We start from the raw sequence: 15638 nt of genomic DNA, 5'->3' as shown, positions 1-15638 counted from the left end.
TGCGGAACGCTCTGCCGGCGTTCCTTGCTTGCACGAAAACACCCCGGCCGGAGCCGGGGCGGATACTACGCTTGAACAGGCCTCAGCCAAGCTGCTTGACCAGCTCCGGCACGACCTCGAAGAGGTCGCCCACCAAGCCATAGTCAGCCACCGAGAAGATCGGCGCTTCCTCGTCCTTGTTGATGGCCACGATGACCTTGGAGTCCTTCATGCCGGCCAGGTGCTGGATCGCGCCGGAGATACCGACGGCGATGTAGAGCTGCGGGGCGACGATCTTGCCGGTCTGGCCAACCTGCCAGTCGTTGGGCACGTAGCCCGCATCGACGGCGGCGCGGGAAGCCCCCATGGCGGCGTTCAACTTGTCGGCCAGCGGCTCGAGGATCTTGAAGCTTTCGGCAGAACCCATGCCACGACCACCGGAGACGATGATCTTGGCAGCGGTCAGTTCCGGACGGTCCGACTTGGCGACCTCACGGCCCACGAAGCTGGACTTGCCCGAATCGGCCACGGCCGGGATGCTTTCCACGGCGGCCGAGCCACCCTGTGCGGCCGGATCGAAACCGGTCGTGCGCACGGTGATGACCTTGATCGGATCAATCGACTGCACGGTGGCAATGGCGTTGCCGGCGTAGATGGGACGTTCGAAGGTATCGGCCGACTCCACCTTGGTAATGTCGGAAATCTGGCCCACGTCCAGCTTGGCGGCCACACGCGGCAGGATGTTCTTGCCGTAGGCGGTGGCGGGGGCCAGGATGTGGCTGTAATCCTTGGCGATGGCCAGGACTTGTTCAGCGACGTTCTCGGCCAGGCCATCGGCGAATTGCGGGGCATCGGCCAGCAGTACCTTGGTGACGCCTGCCACTTGGGCGGCAGCGTCAGCGGCGGCCTTGGCGTTGGAGCCGGCCACCAGGACGTGGACATCGCCACCGGCTTGCGCTGCGGCGGTGATGGTGTTGAGGGTGCTGCCCTTGAGGCTGGCGTTGTCGTGTTCGGCAATAACGAGTGCGGTCATGATCAGATCACCTTGGCTTCATTTTTCAGTTTGGCGACCAGGGTCGCGACATCCGGCACCTTCACGCCGGCGCTGCGCTTGGCCGGCTCGGCGACCTTCAAGGTCTTCACGCGCGGGGCGACATCCACGCCCAGCTCTTCGGGCTTGACGGTGTCCAGCTGCTTCTTCTTGGCCTTCATGATGTTGGGCAGCGTGACATAACGTGGCTCGTTCAGGCGCAGGTCGGTAGTGATGATGGCCGGCAGGGTCAGGGCCAGGGTTTCCAGGCCGCCGTCCACTTCACGGGTCACGGTGACCTTGCCCTCTTCCAGCACCACCTTGGAGGCGAAGGTGGCTTGCGGCCAGCCCAGCAAGGCGGCCAGCATCTGGCCGGTCTGGTTGCAGTCGTCGTCGATGGCCTGCTTGCCCAGGATGATCAACTGCGGCTGTTCCTTCTCGGCCAGGGCCTTCAAGATCTTGGCCACGGCCAGGGGTTGCAGTTCGACATCGGCGCCCACTTCAGCCAGGATGCCACGGTCAGCGCCAATGGCCATGGCGGTGCGCAGGGTTTCCTGGCACTGGGTCACGCCGGCCGAGACGGCGATCACTTCGGTGACCTTACCGCCTTCTTTCAGGCGCACGGCTTCTTCCACCGCGATTTCGTCAAACGGGTTCATCGACATCTTGACGTTGGCGATATCGACGCCACTGCCGTCGCTCTTGACGCGCACCTTGACGTTGTAATCCACGACGCGCTTGACTGGTACTAATACTTTCATCGCATGGCCCTTGCAAAAAGGAATTGACGTAAACGTAAACTTCCGCAGGATTATAAAAGCAAAACGGCGTGCCCACCGGTTTTTAGCACGATCGTTCTTTTTAACGTTTGCAGGATACACCAAAGATTCAGGTGAACGGAAGAGGAAATGCGGCGAAGCTGAAAAAAACTTCATGCCGCACTGTTGCTTCCCACCGATACCGGGAAGCAACGGCGCTGCTCTCAGACCGCGAGGTGGGCAACGGGTTCGCCGCGCAGGCCGGCGATGAGGTTGGTGACGGCCAGTTCAGCCATGGCCAGGCGGGTCTCATGGGTGGCCGAGCCGATGTGCGGCAAGGCCACTACATTGGGCAGCTTCAGCAAGGGAGATTGCAGCGGCAGCGGCTCGACCTCGAACACATCCAGGCCGGCGCCATGAATGGTCTTGTCCTGCAGGGCGGCAATGAGCGCGGCCTCATCGACGATACGGCCGCGCGAGGCATTGATGAAGATGGCGCTGCGCTTCATCAGCGCGAACTCAGGCGCACCGAACATGCGTTCGGTCTGCGGCGTGAGGGGCAGCATCACGCAGACGAAATCAGCCTGGGCCAGCAGATCCTCCTTGCTGACATAGCGCGCCCCAAGCTCACGCTCAGCCTCGGGATCGGGACGCCGGTTGTGATACAGGATGGGCATGCCAAAACCGTGATGCGCCCGCCGCGCCACGGCGCTGCCGATGCGGCCCATGCCGATCAGGCCCAGCGTCTTGCCGTGTACGTTCACGCCGAACTGAGCCTCGCCGATGCTGCCCTTCCAGCGACCGGCCTTGACGTATTCCGCCAGTTCCACCACACGGCGCGCGCTGGCGAGGATCAGGGCGAAGATGGTATCGGCGGTGGCTTCGGTCAGCACGCCCGGCGTATGCGCCAGCATCAGGCCGCGCTGGCGGAAATAATCCAGGTCGAAATTGTCCACGCCCACCGAGATGGTAGAGACGATCTTCAACTGCGGCGCCGCCTCCAGCATGGCGTTGGTGATGGGCAGGCTGGCTCCGATCATGCCGTGGGCGGTCGCCAGGGCGGCGATGAAATCTGCGCGGTTGTCATCGGTAATGCGATCGAAGAGCGTCAGATCGAACTCGGCTTGCAATCGCTGCACCAGATGCTCGGGCAATTTTTTGTAGACGACTACGTGCGGCTTCATGGCGATTCCTGTCAGATAAAGAGTGCGCTAACTTTGATCACCCAACTACCGTTCGGGCTGAGTAGGCCCGCCAGGGCCGTATCGAAGACGCGCCGTCAGAGCGCCTTCGATACGCGGCTTCGCCGCTACTCAGTCCGAACGGGGCGAGGTGTTTCGGACAAGCGCTAGGACGCCGCCTCCAGCTCGGCCCGGGTGGGCAAGCCTTCCATGTCACCCACCACCTGGATCGCGAACGCCCCGATGCGGTTGCCGCGCATGACGGCCTGCGGCACCGGCAAGCCTTCCAGCATCCCGCTGATGACACCCACCGCAAAGCCGTCGCCGGCGCCCACGGTATCGACCACTTCCTTCACCGGCACGCCGGCCACCCTGCCCTCGCCCTGTCCGTTGCGCCAGTAAGCGCCCTCGGCGCCCAGCTTGATGACCACCAGCTTCACGCCGCGTTCCAGGTAGAAGCCGGCAATCTCGCGGGCATCGTCATGGCCGGTCAATATCTTGCCTTCCGACAAGCCCGGCAGCACCCAGTCCGCCTTGAAGGCCAGCGCATTCAATTGCTGCGCCATCACTTCCTGCGAGGGCCACAGCATGGGTCGCAGATTGGGGTCAAAGGAAATCGTCTTGCCTTGCCCGCGCATGAAATCCATGGCCTGATGGGCAAAGGCCATGGTCGTAGCCGACAAGGCCGGTGCAATGCCGGTGGCATGCAGGTGGCGCGCCGCGCCGAAATAGCCGGCGTCGAAATCGTCCACCGACAGATGGCTGGCCGCCGATCCCTTGCGGTAATACTCGATGGCAGGATCGGCCCCGCCGACGGCCTTGGCCTTCAACTGGATGGCGGTGCGAAATTCCATGTCGGTGATCACGCGGCTGACCTCCACGCCCTCCTGCGCCACCCGCTGGCGGATGAAGCGCCCGAAGGCGTCATTGCCCACCCGGCTGGCCCAGCCCACCTTCAAGCCCAGGCGCGCCAGGCCGATGGCCACATTGGTCTCGGCGCCGGCCAGGCGGCGCGTATATTTTTCCACTTCCTCGAAGGGACCGACCTCATCGGCCACCAGCAAGGCCAGGGCCTCGCCCCAGGTCACCACATCCAGTTGCATCGTCATTGTGCTTGTCCTCAGACGGCCGCCAGCATCGCCACGTGGCGGCGCGTCGTTTCTTCCAGGTCGCTGCCTACCAGCGGAAATTCGATGGCGCGCAGGATGCCTGTGGGGAAATGCGCCAGCATCTCTTGCCAGTGGCTGTCCTGCGCCTGCAGGGGAACGGCCCTGAGCTTGCCCTTGTGGTCCTGTACGCCCTTGCAATGCACATAGCGCACGTGCGGCGCCAGCGAACGCGCAGCCGTCTCGGGATCGACACCCTGCCAGTGCCAGTTGCCCATGTCGAAGGTCATGCCGAAGGCATAGCCATTGCCCGTACACAGGGCCAGAAAACTGACGATGGGTTCCAGCCGCCCGCCCTGCGGGGTCTGGTCGTTTTCCAGCAATACCTCGATGGGCGAGTGCGAGAGGAAGCGCAACAAGGATTGCAGGTCGCTGGCCGCCGAGAAATGCCCCAGCGACACCTTCAGGAAACGCGCACCGAGCTCTTCGGCCTCGCTCATCGCCAGGGCGATCTGTTCCCGGTCAAAACGTCCCTCGGCGCCGAACAATTCAAACGGCGCCGAATAGACCGAAAACAGCTTGTGCTGCGCCAGCAGCTCCCGCAAGGCCGGCAGATCCTGCGGACCATCGAACAGCTCGCGCCGTATCTCCAGGCCGGCCGCCCCGGCCGCCGCCACCATCGGGACCAGATCGGCATGGCCGACCCGCCGCACCAGATCGGCCCCGTAGGCCGAGGCGGCGACCAGGACCGGGCTCATTTGATGGCCCCGGCGCCGATGAACTGCCTGGCCTCGGGCGTCTGCGGATCGGCGAAGAATTCCTCCGAGGGGCGCGCCTCCCATACCTTGCCCTGGTGCATGAACACGGTCAGGTCCGCTACCCGGCGCGCAAACTCCATCTCGTGCGTCACCAGCAGCATGGTCATGCCGCCGCGCGCCAGCTCTTCCATGACCTTCAGCACTTCGGCGGTCAGCTCCGGGTCCAGCGCCGAGGTCACTTCATCGAACAGCATCACCTGCGGTTCCATCGCCAGCGAACGGGCAATCGCCACACGCTGCTGCTGGCCGCCGGAGAGCTGTTCGGGATAGGCGTCGCGCTTGTGGTCCAGGCCGACCTGCTTCAAGACCTTGATGGCGGTCTCGCGCGCGGTCTCGGTGGCGGTCTTCTTGACGATGCGGGGTGACAGCATGATGTTCTCCTCCACGGTCAGGTGCGGAAAGAGATTGTAATGCTGGAACACCATGCCCACATCCTTGCGCAATTCGATGAGGTGTTCATGCTTGTGGGTTAGCTTGTGGCCAGCCACCGTAATACTGCCGCCATCAATGGTCTCCAGGCCGTTGATGCAGCGCAGCATGGTGCTCTTGCCGGAACCGGAGCGACCGATGATGGCCACCACCTGGCCACGCTCGACCGACAGCGAAATGCCGTTCAACACCTGGTTGCTGCCGAAGCGCTTGGTGATGTTGTTGATCTCAACGATGGGCATGGTATTTCCTCTCTAGGGCAAAGGCGAAGCGCGACAGCGGATAGCAGAAAACGAAGTAGATGCCGGCCACGATGGGGAAGACCAGGAAAGGCTGGAAGGTCGCATTGCTGACCAGCTTGCCGGCCTGCGCCAGTTCCACCAGGCCGATGATGGAGGCGATCGAGGTGTTCTTGACGATCTGCACCAGGAAGCCCACGGTGGGCGGCAGCGAGATGCGCACCGCCTGCGGCAGGATCACGTAGCGCAACTGCTGCCAGCGCGTCATGGCCAGGGCGGTCGAGGCTTCCCACTGCGGCACCGGCACGGCCTCGATGCAGCCGCGCCAGATCTCGCCGAGATAGGCGCTGGAATAGATCGTCATGGCGATGGTCGCCGCCACCATGGGCGGGAGCTTGTAGCCGAAGATCGCCAGTCCGTAGAACGACAGGAACAGCAGGATCAGCACCGGCGTGCCCTGGATGATCTGGATATACACGGCCGAGAGCAGCCGCAGCGGCGCCAGGTGCGAGGTGCGCATCAAGGCCACGATGAAGCCGGCGATGCCGCCGCCGAGGAAGGCCAGGGCTGACAGCAGCAGGGTCCAGCGGGCCGCTTCCAGCAGGAACACGAAGTTGTCGAAGGAAAATTCAGCGAGCATCACATTCTCCTCGGACGAGCCACGCCCAAACGGCGACGGCGTTTGAAGACCACCAGCCCGATCAGCCAGAAGGCCAGGCGGAACAGCAGGGCCAGCAGGATGTAGAGCACCATCACCACCAGGTAGATCTCGAAGCTGCGGAAGGTCTCGGCGTCGAGCAGGTTGGCCGTGGCGGTCAACTCTTCAGCCGAGATGGCCGAGACGATGCTGGAGGCCAGCATCATCAGCGTGAACTGGCTGGCCAGGGCCGGATAGACTTTTTCCAGCGCCGGCGTCAACACCACATGCCGGATCACCTGCCACCGCGTCATGGCCAACGCCTGCGCCGCTTCGATCTGCGAAGGGTGGATGGCCATCATGCCGGCCCGCACGATCTCGGTGGAATAGGCGCCGAGGTTGACCGTCATCGCCACCAGCGCGGCGATATTGGCATCGACCTGCACGCCGATGGAAGGCAGGCCAAAGAAGATGATGAACAGCTGCACCAGGAAAGGCGTACTGCGGATCAGCTCGACATAGGAGGTGACCGCCAGGCGCGCTGGCTTGCTGCCGTGGATGGAAATGATGGCGCCGAAGATCCCCACCGCCAAACCGCAGATCATCGATAGCGCGCTCAGCCGTATGGTGAGCAGCGCGCCGACCAGCAACTGATCCAGGTGCTGGAAGATGAACGCGAACTGAAAATCGTATTGCATCGTGTGCTCCTCCGACAAACCCGCGCCGCCCGTTCATCCCCTGAGCGGCGCGTGATCTGTTCTTCCAGGCGGCGCACGCGATGCGTGCGCCGCCGCTTCTGCAAGGCAGTTTCCAGGGATCAGAACACCGGCAGGTTGGGCAGCGGACCGGCCCACTTGCGCGAGATCGCATCCAGTTCGCCGTTGAGCTTGACGTAGTAGATGAAGTTGTTGAGCCACTGCTGCAGCTCATAGGAACCCTTGCGCACGGTCATCGAATTGGGCTGCACCGAGTACGGGAACTTGACTTCGATCTTGCCCTGGCCACGGCTCTTGACGATCTCATTGGCCATGGTGTTGGGAATGGAGATGGCGTCGACCTGGTTCGACAGCAGCGCCTGGGTCACCGTGGAATCATCCTCGAAACGCACCAGCACCGTCCCCGGAGGGGCCAGGCGGGTCAGCGCAGTGTCGTTGGTGGAGCCGCGCGAGACGCCCACTTTCTTCTTCACCAGATCGTCCAGCTTCTTGTAGTTGCTGCCGACCGGAGCGACGATGGAGAGCTCGAAGCCGCTGTAGGGAATGGTGAAGAGTACCGACTTGGCGCGCTCGGGGGTAGGCGCAAGGGTGGCGGCCAGCATGTCGACCTTGCCCGATTCCAGCGCCGGGATGCGGGCCGGCGGCACCAGCGGCACGATCTCCACCGGCAGGCCCAGATACTTGCCGATCAGGTTGGCCACGTCCACGTCATAGCCGATGGGCGTGCCCTTGGCATCGACCGAGCCGAACGGCGGCGTGCCGCTGACCACGCCGATGGTGATCTTGCCCTTCTTGGTCAGATCGGCAATGCTCTGCGCGCTGGCCGACGCAGTGGTGGCCACGGCGCAGGCGGCGGCCAGCGTCAGTGCGAGGAACTTGGCGTTGAAAATCTTCTTGATGCTCATCCTGGTCTCCTGAAAATTTGCCGTGGTGACGGCAGTCCGTTGGCCCCATGGGGGCCCATTTTCCGAATGGCCTCGAACCCTCCCGCAGATCGCCGGATGAGTCCTCCTGCCCTCTTTGCTGCTGCGCCTGCTCTGCGTCAGGTTGGCTTGCGGCCAGGGGCCGCGACTACTGAAACTGTTTCTGCCCCGTTCGGCGCCGGCGACGTGGCGCCGAGGCGAACTGAGCTGAACTGAGCTGTCCTGTTGCAAGGTCTTACCAGTGGGGCACAATTGCCCCTAGAAACCCTGGTACCGGTTCCAGCCGCGCGGCTTTTCAGCCCGTCACGCCCAGCTTGGCGGCCAGGCGCGCACTGCAGGCACGCCCTTCCTGCGCGGTCACCGCGGCGGTTGAACCCCGGCTGATCAGGCGACCATCCAGCAGCATCTCCATGCGCACCGAGCGTTCGCCCTGGATGCGCACCAGCAGGCGCTCGATGGCCGTGAAGCCGATTTCATACGTCGGTTGTTCTATCGTGCTGATGCCGCTGCCCACCAGCGGCGACCAGGCCAGTTCGTCAAAGCAGAGCAGCCCCACGTCATCGGGGAAGCTCAGCTTCATGCTCTGCAAGGCCAGCGCAATCTGCAGCGACACCATGCCATTGCCCGCCAGCAGCGCCACCCGGCCGCCGCTGCGGGCGCGGCGCAGGAAGAATTCGCGCAGCACCGTGGCCACATGGCCGGGCTGCTCCACGTCCACCTCCAGCGTCTGGCCATGACAATCGCGCCGCTCCGACATCGCCTGCAGGAAACCCGCCTGCCGCCCCTGGCGCGAACTCACGCCGTACAGCGACTGCACCACCAGGGCGATATCGGTATAGCCCTGCGCCAGCAGGTGGCGGGTAGCCAGTTGCGCCGCCTTGACGTTGTCCAGGCCGACCAGGTCGAAGTCACAGCCTTCCACATGGCGGTCCAGCAGCACCACCGGAAAGGCCGCCTGCCCCAGCTCGTGCAGCGGCGTCACATTGCGCCCCTGGGTATTGAACAGCAGCCCTTCCACGCTATAGGAATGCAGCGCCGCCAGCGATTGCTTCTCACGCGCCTCGTCGTTACCGGTATTGCAGAGCATGAGGGTGTAGCCATGCTTCTGGCAGGCCGCCTCGGCCCCGTGCAGCACCGCCACCGAATAGGGATTGAGGATATCGGCCACCAGCATGCCGATGAGCCGCGTACGCCCGCCCTTGAGGCCGCGCGCCATCTGGCTGGGCTGATAGCCCAGGCGCGCAATGGTCTTGCCGATCTGCTCGCGCAGGCGCACCGAGAGCGCGTCGAACTCGCCGCCCAGGTAACGCGAAACACTGGTCTTGGACACGCCGGCCTCCCGCGCAACCTGCGCGATGGTGACCCGGTCGGTGCCGGTCTTGATGCTTTGTCTCACTCTTGCCCGCCAAATCGTTGAACTGCGTCGGTTGATTTGTGCTGCCAGTTCCGGGCTGCTCTTTATATGAATCTTTTGGAACCGGTTCCAAGATAGCAGCGGGACGAGGGCCGGTCAAACTTATTCAGATGAAAAATTTACAGCCTTGAATTGAAGCCCCGCGCGCGTTCCCAAGCAGTGGGAGAGCAACAGGAAAACCTATTGCTTCGTATCTGGATGCGATATCATGAATAGAAATTATTCTCATTATTAATTGATTCATGCCCTTACTTACTCCTGGCGCACGCGCCATCCTGCTCGCCTTTTCTGCCTCTTCCGCCCTCTTCACCAGTTCTTCCGTCCTGGCCCAGACGGCGCCGCCGCAAGGCGCCGACAGCAGCAGCACCGCCGCCAGCGCTGCCCTGCCCACCGTCAGCGTGACTGCCGACGGCTATACCGACAGCAAGTTCAAGGCCACGCAGACCCAGGTCAACAAGTCCAGCACGCCGTTGTCGGAAACACCGCAGTCGATCTCGGTAGTGACCCGCGCCATGATGGACAGCCAGCAAGCCGTATCACTGTCGGATGCGCTCAAGAACGTCAGCGGGGTGGTCGCGCAGCAATACGGCCGACGCGGCTGGGATGACCTGATCATTCGTGGCCAGGTCGCCTCGGATTCACTGTATCTGGACGGCCTGCGCACCACCGCCAGCAGCCGGGTGGCCGAGCAGTTGTATGGCTTGCAGCAAGTGGAAGTGCTCAAGGGGCCGGGCTCTCTACTTTATGGGCTGGTATTGCCGGGCGGCCTGGTCAACATGGTCAGCAAGCGCCCGCAGGGCAGCGACTTCGCCAACGTCGACGTGACCATTGGCAGCCACGACCTCTACCAGAGCACCGTGGACCTGAACAAGTCGCTCTCCGAGAATGGCAAGCAGGCCTTCCGCATCAATGGCCTCATCTCCAATTCGGACGACGCCACCGACCATGTCTGGTTCAAGAACCGCTACATTGCCCCTTCCCTCTCGCTGGACCTGGGTGCGCGTACCGACTTCACCATCTTGACCAGTTACCAGGAACGCAACTACGTCCGTCAGCAAGGCTTGCCGCTGTCTGGCTCGATCACGCCCAACGCCAGCGGCCCGCTAGCGCGTAGCCTGTTCATCGGCGAGCCGGGCGCACGTCCCTATGCTGCCAACGAGACGCGCATCGGCTATTCGCTCACGCACCGCTTTGACGATGGCTGGACGCTCAACAACAACCTGCGTTACCAGCAGTTCACCATGAGCGGCCAGCTTATTTCGATCAACAACCTGACCGGAACCAGCCTCACCCGCAGCGCCATGGATCAGACCTTCGAAGGCCAGACCTTCACCATGGATACCAATGTCCAGCGCAGCTTCGCCACCGCCTGGGGCAAGCACGAAGTCACGCTCGGCACCGACTACATGAATTCACGCGAGCTGGAGCGCACGCTCACCTGTAGCGTGACGCCCCTGAGCAATATCTACAATCCGAGCTACGGCGCCAGGGTGGTCTGTCCCACCCAGCTGACCTCGACCAATGCCAAGCTCAACGACACCTCGGTCCGTGACACCGGCTTCTATGCCCGAGACAAGATCAGCCTGGGCGAGCGCTGGCAATTGCTGGCCGGCGTGCGCCAGGATCGCGCAGCGACCTACACCACCAGCGCTCTCACCGGCAGCCACTCCGACAACGCCTCCAGCGCCACCACCGCCTCGGCCGCCATCATGGTGGAGCTGTGGCACGGCGTACGTCCTTACCTGAGCTACGCCACCTCGTTCTACCCCAACAGCGGTACCGCCTTCGACGGCAGCATCTTCAAGCCCGAGACCGGCAAGCAATGGGAAACGGGCGTGAAGGTCGATCTCGACGAGGGACGCACCAGCATCAACTTTGCCCTCTTCGATCTGCGCCGACGCAACGTACTGGTCACGGACCCTGACCACACCAGCTACAAGATGGCCATCGGCGGACAACGCTCGCAGGGGGGCGAAATCAGCGTGACTTCGGACTTGCGTAATGGACTGAGCCTCAACGCCGCTTATTCCTACACCGCCGCCATCGTCATTGACGACGGCGGCCAGCGCAGCACCACGGTAGGCCAATGGCTGGACAATGTCCCGCGCCACAACTTCACCACCAGCGCCCGTTACCGTTTCTCGGGCGAACTGAGCGGCTGGGAACTCAATGGCGGCGTGCGCGGACAGAGCATGATGCGCACCAATGGCTATACTTTGCCAGGCTATGTGCTCGCCGATATCGGCGTGGCCTACAACGCCGAGCGTTGGCGGACGGCGTTGAATGTGAAGAATGTCTTCAATACCGAGTATTATGCCGGCGGGCTGGGCAAGGCGGTCGCGCTGGGGGATGACAGGACGGTGATGCTGACCTTGGGTTATCGCTACTGAGCGAACCGGACTTTCCGCCCCATCGCAATCGGCCGCCTTCACGCGGCCGATTTTTTTCATCTCGATGATTTTCTAAGACAGCACTTCACTTGCAGAACCTGGCTCGCCTTTACACCCCTTCGCAGTGAATTCGTGCATTGTTGCGACTCACTTCAAGCGCTGCCCGCGCGGCAGCCATTTCGTCGCCAGTCAACCGAGAAAAAAGAATGCGGATGCGTTATCTACTATGGCAAGGGGCCGCCTTTATCCTCATCCTGCTCATCTTCGGCCTCTTCGCACCGCCGGTTTTCGCGACGTATCTGCAGTATTCATCGCTGGCCCTCTCTGCCGGCCTGCTCTTGGGATGGCTCCTCCCCCTTTCCTGGAGGCGGCATTTCGGGATATCCAGTTGGACCTGGGACGTGGCCTTTCCGGTCATCATCACACTGGTCAGCTCGCTGCTGCGCGTGAGAGGAAATGAATTGCATCTGGAATACCTGCTGCCAGCGCGAATGGCATTGCTCTTGGCGCAGGGAAGAGATCGCGCTGGTTCAGAAAAAAACAATATAAAGGATGCGCGCTGATGCAATCCCTTCTCGCCTTCTATGCCGGGACCAATCTCATTTCCTTCAACGTGACGATTGGCTATCTGCTGGCCAATTTCATGTGCAGCGCATTTCTCGTGGTCTGGAGTGAGAGGGAAAAAGCCGCCATCATGACGGCATCATTTCTTTTCTCGATCCACATCTTCCTCTCGACTTATTGCTTCAGCAGTCATCCCTTGAAGATAGCAATCGCTACAGGCTTCGCGCTTTTCCCTTATCTGATGGCGGCAGTCCTGTTCTACACTCGAAGAAAAGCCGCTCGCAGACAGGATGGAAAGTAAACACGCGATGAGACTCAGCACGATCCTCTGCATGCTATCGACACCCACCTGCATGCTCTCATGCAGCCGCCTTCCCGTGAATGAAGACCTGCAGGCCTTGCAACGTACTCCCACCTTCGCCCTCGGCCAGGTCGGTTTCATCGGCCACATCAGCCAGAGCGAGCAACACTATCGCCGCCTGCTCAAGTCCAGCGATGCGCTGGCCGTCTTCATGCAACTGGTCGACGCTGAACAAGCCACGCCGGAAGCGCGGCTCTATGCGGCTTGCGGCCTCCATGCACTGGCGCCGGCGCAATTCGATAACGCCACACGCAGGCTGCGTGATTCTGGCTTGCAGGTGTCGGTCTTGCGCACCGACATCCTCCAGCGCGAACCCGTCGCCCGCAAGCTGGACCATATCGCGCAGCATGGCTGCGACAACGCCTACTGGCAATCCGCGAGCCAGTAGCACAGACCATCAGGAATAACGATCAAGAATAACGGCCAGAAACAACGAAAAGAGACGGGCCTCCTCACGGAGCCCGTCTGAAAAGAAGGCCAGAAGGAGCCTCTGCGAAACTGAACGATGGTCGTTTCAATCTGCGTCCCGATAGTAGTCAGGCTTATAGGCAAGAGGCAAATCCGCACCACGGATAAGCCCCATCAATACTCCAAATAGTCTCCCACCGCTGCCGCCAGGCCACGCAAGTTTGGTGCATACCACACTGCAAACCCGCTCCCATGGCGGACTTTCGCCTCATGCAAGTGCATCGGCCCGGGGCCGCGTGCGCCATCGCGGCGCGTCCTACTGATTATTACTAATATTCATTGTGCCAATTCCTAAATAGAATTTGACCCTACTTTGACCGAGGATGACACTCAGCTACCTTCTTTCAACCAAAGTGGTGCGCCATGAATTCGATCACGCTCGATGTTTATCCCGTCCAGAAAAAAGTCGTCGCGGCCTTGCCGCCGCACGTTGACTCGCCCGAGATGGACACCCTCATCGCCGAGGTCACGGCGCGTCGCGATGAGTTCGACCAGTTGGGCCATGTGCCGCGCGACCTGATCGCCACGATGAAGCAAGCCGGCATCTTCCGCTCCAGCACGCCGCGCCGCTTCGGTGGCGAACCGCTGGCGCCCGCGCCCTTCCTGGCCATGGTCGAACGCATCTCGCGCGCCGATGGTTCGGCCGGCTGGGTGGCCGCCTTCGGTTCGGCCAACACCTACCTGGCCGCCCTGCCCATCGAGACGCAACGACAGATCTACGCCGACGGTCCCGACCAGGTCTATGCCGGCGGCCTCTATCCCCTGCAGGAAGCCAAGCCCGTCCCCGGCGGCTGGAACATCTCCGGACGCTGGCACTTCGCCAGCGGCTGCAAGGGGGCGGACTGGATAGGCGTGGGCATCAAGGACGGCGGCGGCGACGAGGGCGCACCCAGACCCGCGCTCATGGCCGTCATGCCGGCCGCCGAAGTGGAAATCATCGACAACTGGAACGTGGTCGGCATGCAAGGCACCGGTAGCCACGACACGCGCCTCAAGGATAAATTCGTCGCTCATGAATGGACCTGTGCACGCGGCGCGCCTGGGCTCATCGACGAACCGCTGTATCGCTATCCGGCCCTGGCCTACCAGGCTGAGGTGCATGCGGCAGTCAATATCGGACTGGCGCGCGCGGCATTGGACATCGTCACGGACATGGCCGGCGGCGCCAAGATCATGCCAGGCGCCCTGCGGCTGGCTGACCGCGCTTACTACAAGATCAAGCTGGGCCTGTCCGAAGCCAAGTGGCGCAGCGCCCGCATGTTCTTCTATGACGCCTGCGAACAGGCCTGGGAACAGATCCTGGCCGGCAATCCGATCAGCGAAGAGACCGACATGATGCTCAAGCTCTCGGCCACCTATGCGGCGCGCGTCTCGATGGAAGTGGTCAACGACGCCTACCAGGCCGCCGGCATGGCGGCCATCCAGCGCAGCCACCGCCTGCAGCGCATCGTGCGCGATGCGATGGTGGTAACGCAGCACGCGGCCTTGTCCGAGCTCAATTACGAAAGTGCTGGCGCACTCTTTGCAAAGCTGGGCATCAGGCGCTGAAAGGCGCCTCCCCCCAGCGGCGCAAGACATCCCTGTTTTGCATGTGCTGCTCTGTAGTTGCTGTCCCCCGCCATCTCCACTGGCGTTCCACCCACTGACAAAGAGGACCAAGCTCGTGACCCATTCCACTCCCTCGCCCCATCGCCGCAAGCTCCTGCTGGGCGCGGCTTCCATGCTCGCCGCCGGCGCCCTGCCTGCCGTGCCAGCCCTGGCGCAAGGCGCACCCGTGACCATCGGCGTGGGCGCCGACCCGGTGTTTACCGCCTTCTTCGTGGCGGCCAATGAAAAGCTCTTCGCCAAGTACGGCGCGCCCAACGTCAGCGTGCAGTCCTATACCGACGGCGGCGAAGCGCTCAATGCGCTGGTGGCCAACCAGGTCAATCTGGGCTGCGCGGGAGAACCGACCCACATCGTGCGCCTGGCGCGCGCCGAACTGCGTCCGCTGGCCGTGACCTACCAGTCACGCACCTACTTGAAACTGGTGGCGCGCAAGGACATCGCCACGGCCGACAAGATCAGGAAATTCGGCATCGTCGTCGGCTCGGTCTCGGAATACGTCACCGGCCTGACCATCCGCCAGCTAAAGCTCGATGCCAGCAAGATCGAGATGGTGCGCTCCGGCCCGCCAGAATTGCCGGCCCTGCTGGCGCGCGGCGACATCGACGCCTACTTCGTCTGGGAACCCTGGCCCACGCTGGGTGTGCAGCAAGGCGGCCATATCCTGATGACCTGCGGCGATGTCGGCTATACCAGCACGCTCTGGCTCTCGGCCACCGCCCCCTGGCTGGCGGCCAACAAGGAGGTGGCCGGCAGGATCCTCAAGGCCCTGGCCGAAGCCGCCGAGATCACCCGCAAGGACCCGCCGCGCGCGGCCCAGTCGGTGCAGGCCATCACCCGCATCCCGATCCCGCAGACGCTCAATTCGCTCAAGGATATGGAACCGGTGGTGCGCGACTTCAGCGATACCGACCTGGCCACCGCCAACGCGATCGGCGAATTCCTGCTGTCGCGCCAGGCCATCAAGGCTCCGGTGGACATGGGCAAGGTGTTGCAACGCGGCTTCTACAAGGGGTGAGC

16 protein-coding genes are annotated in these 15638 nt (G+C 62.6%); 6 read left to right on the top strand and 10 right to left on the bottom strand.

The genetic code is table 11. From position 1 onward, the window contains the following. Nucleotides 1-82: 82 nt before the first annotated feature. From ACP92_RS07525 to ACP92_RS07480, 10 genes are all read right to left on the bottom strand, one after another. Nucleotides 83-1012, bottom strand: coding sequence for an electron transfer flavoprotein subunit alpha/FixB family protein (locus ACP92_RS07525; protein WP_013233521.1), 930 nt, complete (start codon nucleotides 1010-1012; stop codon nucleotides 83-85). Nucleotides 1013-1014: 2 nt separating this feature from the next. Beyond that, a complete protein-coding gene (locus ACP92_RS07520) occupies nucleotides 1015-1770 on the bottom strand; it encodes an electron transfer flavoprotein subunit beta/FixA family protein (RefSeq protein WP_013233520.1) in 756 nt (251 codons plus the stop codon). 221 nt (nucleotides 1771-1991) lie between these two features. Further along, a complete protein-coding gene (locus ACP92_RS07515) occupies nucleotides 1992-2951 on the bottom strand; it encodes a 2-hydroxyacid dehydrogenase (protein WP_013233519.1) in 960 nt (319 codons plus the stop codon). Between the two features lie 164 nt (nucleotides 2952-3115). After that, nucleotides 3116-4057, bottom strand: a complete 942-nt coding sequence (locus ACP92_RS07510) for a sugar kinase (protein WP_013233518.1) — start codon at nucleotides 4055-4057, stop codon at nucleotides 3116-3118. A gap of 11 nt (nucleotides 4058-4068) precedes the next feature. After that, nucleotides 4069-4812, bottom strand: coding sequence for a sugar phosphate isomerase/epimerase family protein (locus ACP92_RS07505; RefSeq protein ID WP_013233517.1), 744 nt, complete (start codon nucleotides 4810-4812; stop codon nucleotides 4069-4071). Next, nucleotides 4809-5543 (bottom strand): amino acid ABC transporter ATP-binding protein, encoded by a 735-nt coding sequence (locus ACP92_RS07500; RefSeq protein WP_013233516.1) that lies wholly within the window; start codon nucleotides 5541-5543, stop codon nucleotides 4809-4811. Before ACP92_RS07500 ends, ACP92_RS07505 begins: the two co-directional genes overlap by 4 nt. Then, entirely contained in the window at nucleotides 5530-6180 is a 651-nt protein-coding gene (locus tag ACP92_RS07495) for an amino acid ABC transporter permease (protein WP_013233515.1), read from the bottom strand. The genes ACP92_RS07500 and ACP92_RS07495 overlap by 14 nt, the downstream gene beginning before the upstream one ends. After that, entirely contained in the window at nucleotides 6180-6875 is a 696-nt protein-coding gene (locus ACP92_RS07490) for an amino acid ABC transporter permease (RefSeq protein ID WP_013233514.1), read from the bottom strand. The genes ACP92_RS07495 and ACP92_RS07490 overlap by 1 nt, the downstream gene beginning before the upstream one ends. A 119-nt stretch (nucleotides 6876-6994) precedes the next feature. Continuing rightward, nucleotides 6995-7798: a transporter substrate-binding domain-containing protein gene (locus ACP92_RS07485; protein WP_013233513.1), complete on the bottom strand. Its 804-nt coding sequence runs from the start codon at nucleotides 7796-7798 to the stop codon at nucleotides 6995-6997. Nucleotides 7799-8111: 313 nt separating this feature from the next. Then, the gene (locus tag ACP92_RS07480) at nucleotides 8112-9212 is read right to left on the bottom strand and encodes a LacI family DNA-binding transcriptional regulator (protein WP_171941798.1); all 1101 of its coding nucleotides are present in this window, start codon (nucleotides 9210-9212) and stop codon (nucleotides 8112-8114) included. Between the two features lie 260 nt (nucleotides 9213-9472). Between ACP92_RS07480 and ACP92_RS07475 the strand changes: the two genes are divergently transcribed. The 6 genes from ACP92_RS07475 (at nucleotide 9473) to ACP92_RS07450 (ending at nucleotide 15636) form a co-directional block, all read left to right on the top strand. After that, on the top strand, nucleotides 9473-11620 hold the full coding sequence (locus tag ACP92_RS07475; RefSeq protein ID WP_013233511.1) for a TonB-dependent siderophore receptor: 2148 nt from the start codon (nucleotides 9473-9475) through the stop codon (nucleotides 11618-11620). Nucleotides 11621-11832: 212 nt separating this feature from the next. Further along, entirely contained in the window at nucleotides 11833-12183 is a 351-nt protein-coding gene (locus ACP92_RS07470; protein WP_048348516.1) for a hypothetical protein, read from the top strand. Next, nucleotides 12183-12485, top strand: a complete 303-nt coding sequence (locus tag ACP92_RS07465; RefSeq protein ID WP_013233509.1) for a hypothetical protein — start codon at nucleotides 12183-12185, stop codon at nucleotides 12483-12485. The genes ACP92_RS07470 and ACP92_RS07465 overlap by 1 nt, the downstream gene beginning before the upstream one ends. 76 nt (nucleotides 12486-12561) lie before the next feature. Next, nucleotides 12562-12933 carry an MchS3 family protein gene (gene mchS3, locus ACP92_RS07460; RefSeq protein ID WP_156181752.1) on the top strand — a complete coding sequence of 124 codons (372 nt, stop codon included), beginning with the start codon at nucleotides 12562-12564 and terminating at the stop codon, nucleotides 12931-12933. Between the two features lie 443 nt (nucleotides 12934-13376). Further along, nucleotides 13377-14561 carry an acyl-CoA dehydrogenase family protein gene (locus tag ACP92_RS07455; RefSeq protein ID WP_013233507.1) on the top strand — a complete coding sequence of 395 codons (1185 nt, stop codon included), beginning with the start codon at nucleotides 13377-13379 and terminating at the stop codon, nucleotides 14559-14561. 115 nt (nucleotides 14562-14676) lie between these two features. After that, on the top strand, nucleotides 14677-15636 hold the full coding sequence (locus tag ACP92_RS07450; protein ID WP_013233506.1) for an ABC transporter substrate-binding protein: 960 nt from the start codon (nucleotides 14677-14679) through the stop codon (nucleotides 15634-15636). Nucleotides 15637-15638: the final 2 nt, after the last annotated feature.

The organism is Herbaspirillum seropedicae, assembly GCF_001040945.1.
GTDB lineage: Bacteria > Pseudomonadota > Gammaproteobacteria > Burkholderiales > Burkholderiaceae_D > Herbaspirillum > Herbaspirillum seropedicae.
The sequence above is the reverse complement of the archived record's forward strand: the minus strand, read 5'-3'. Positions and strand labels throughout refer to the sequence as shown.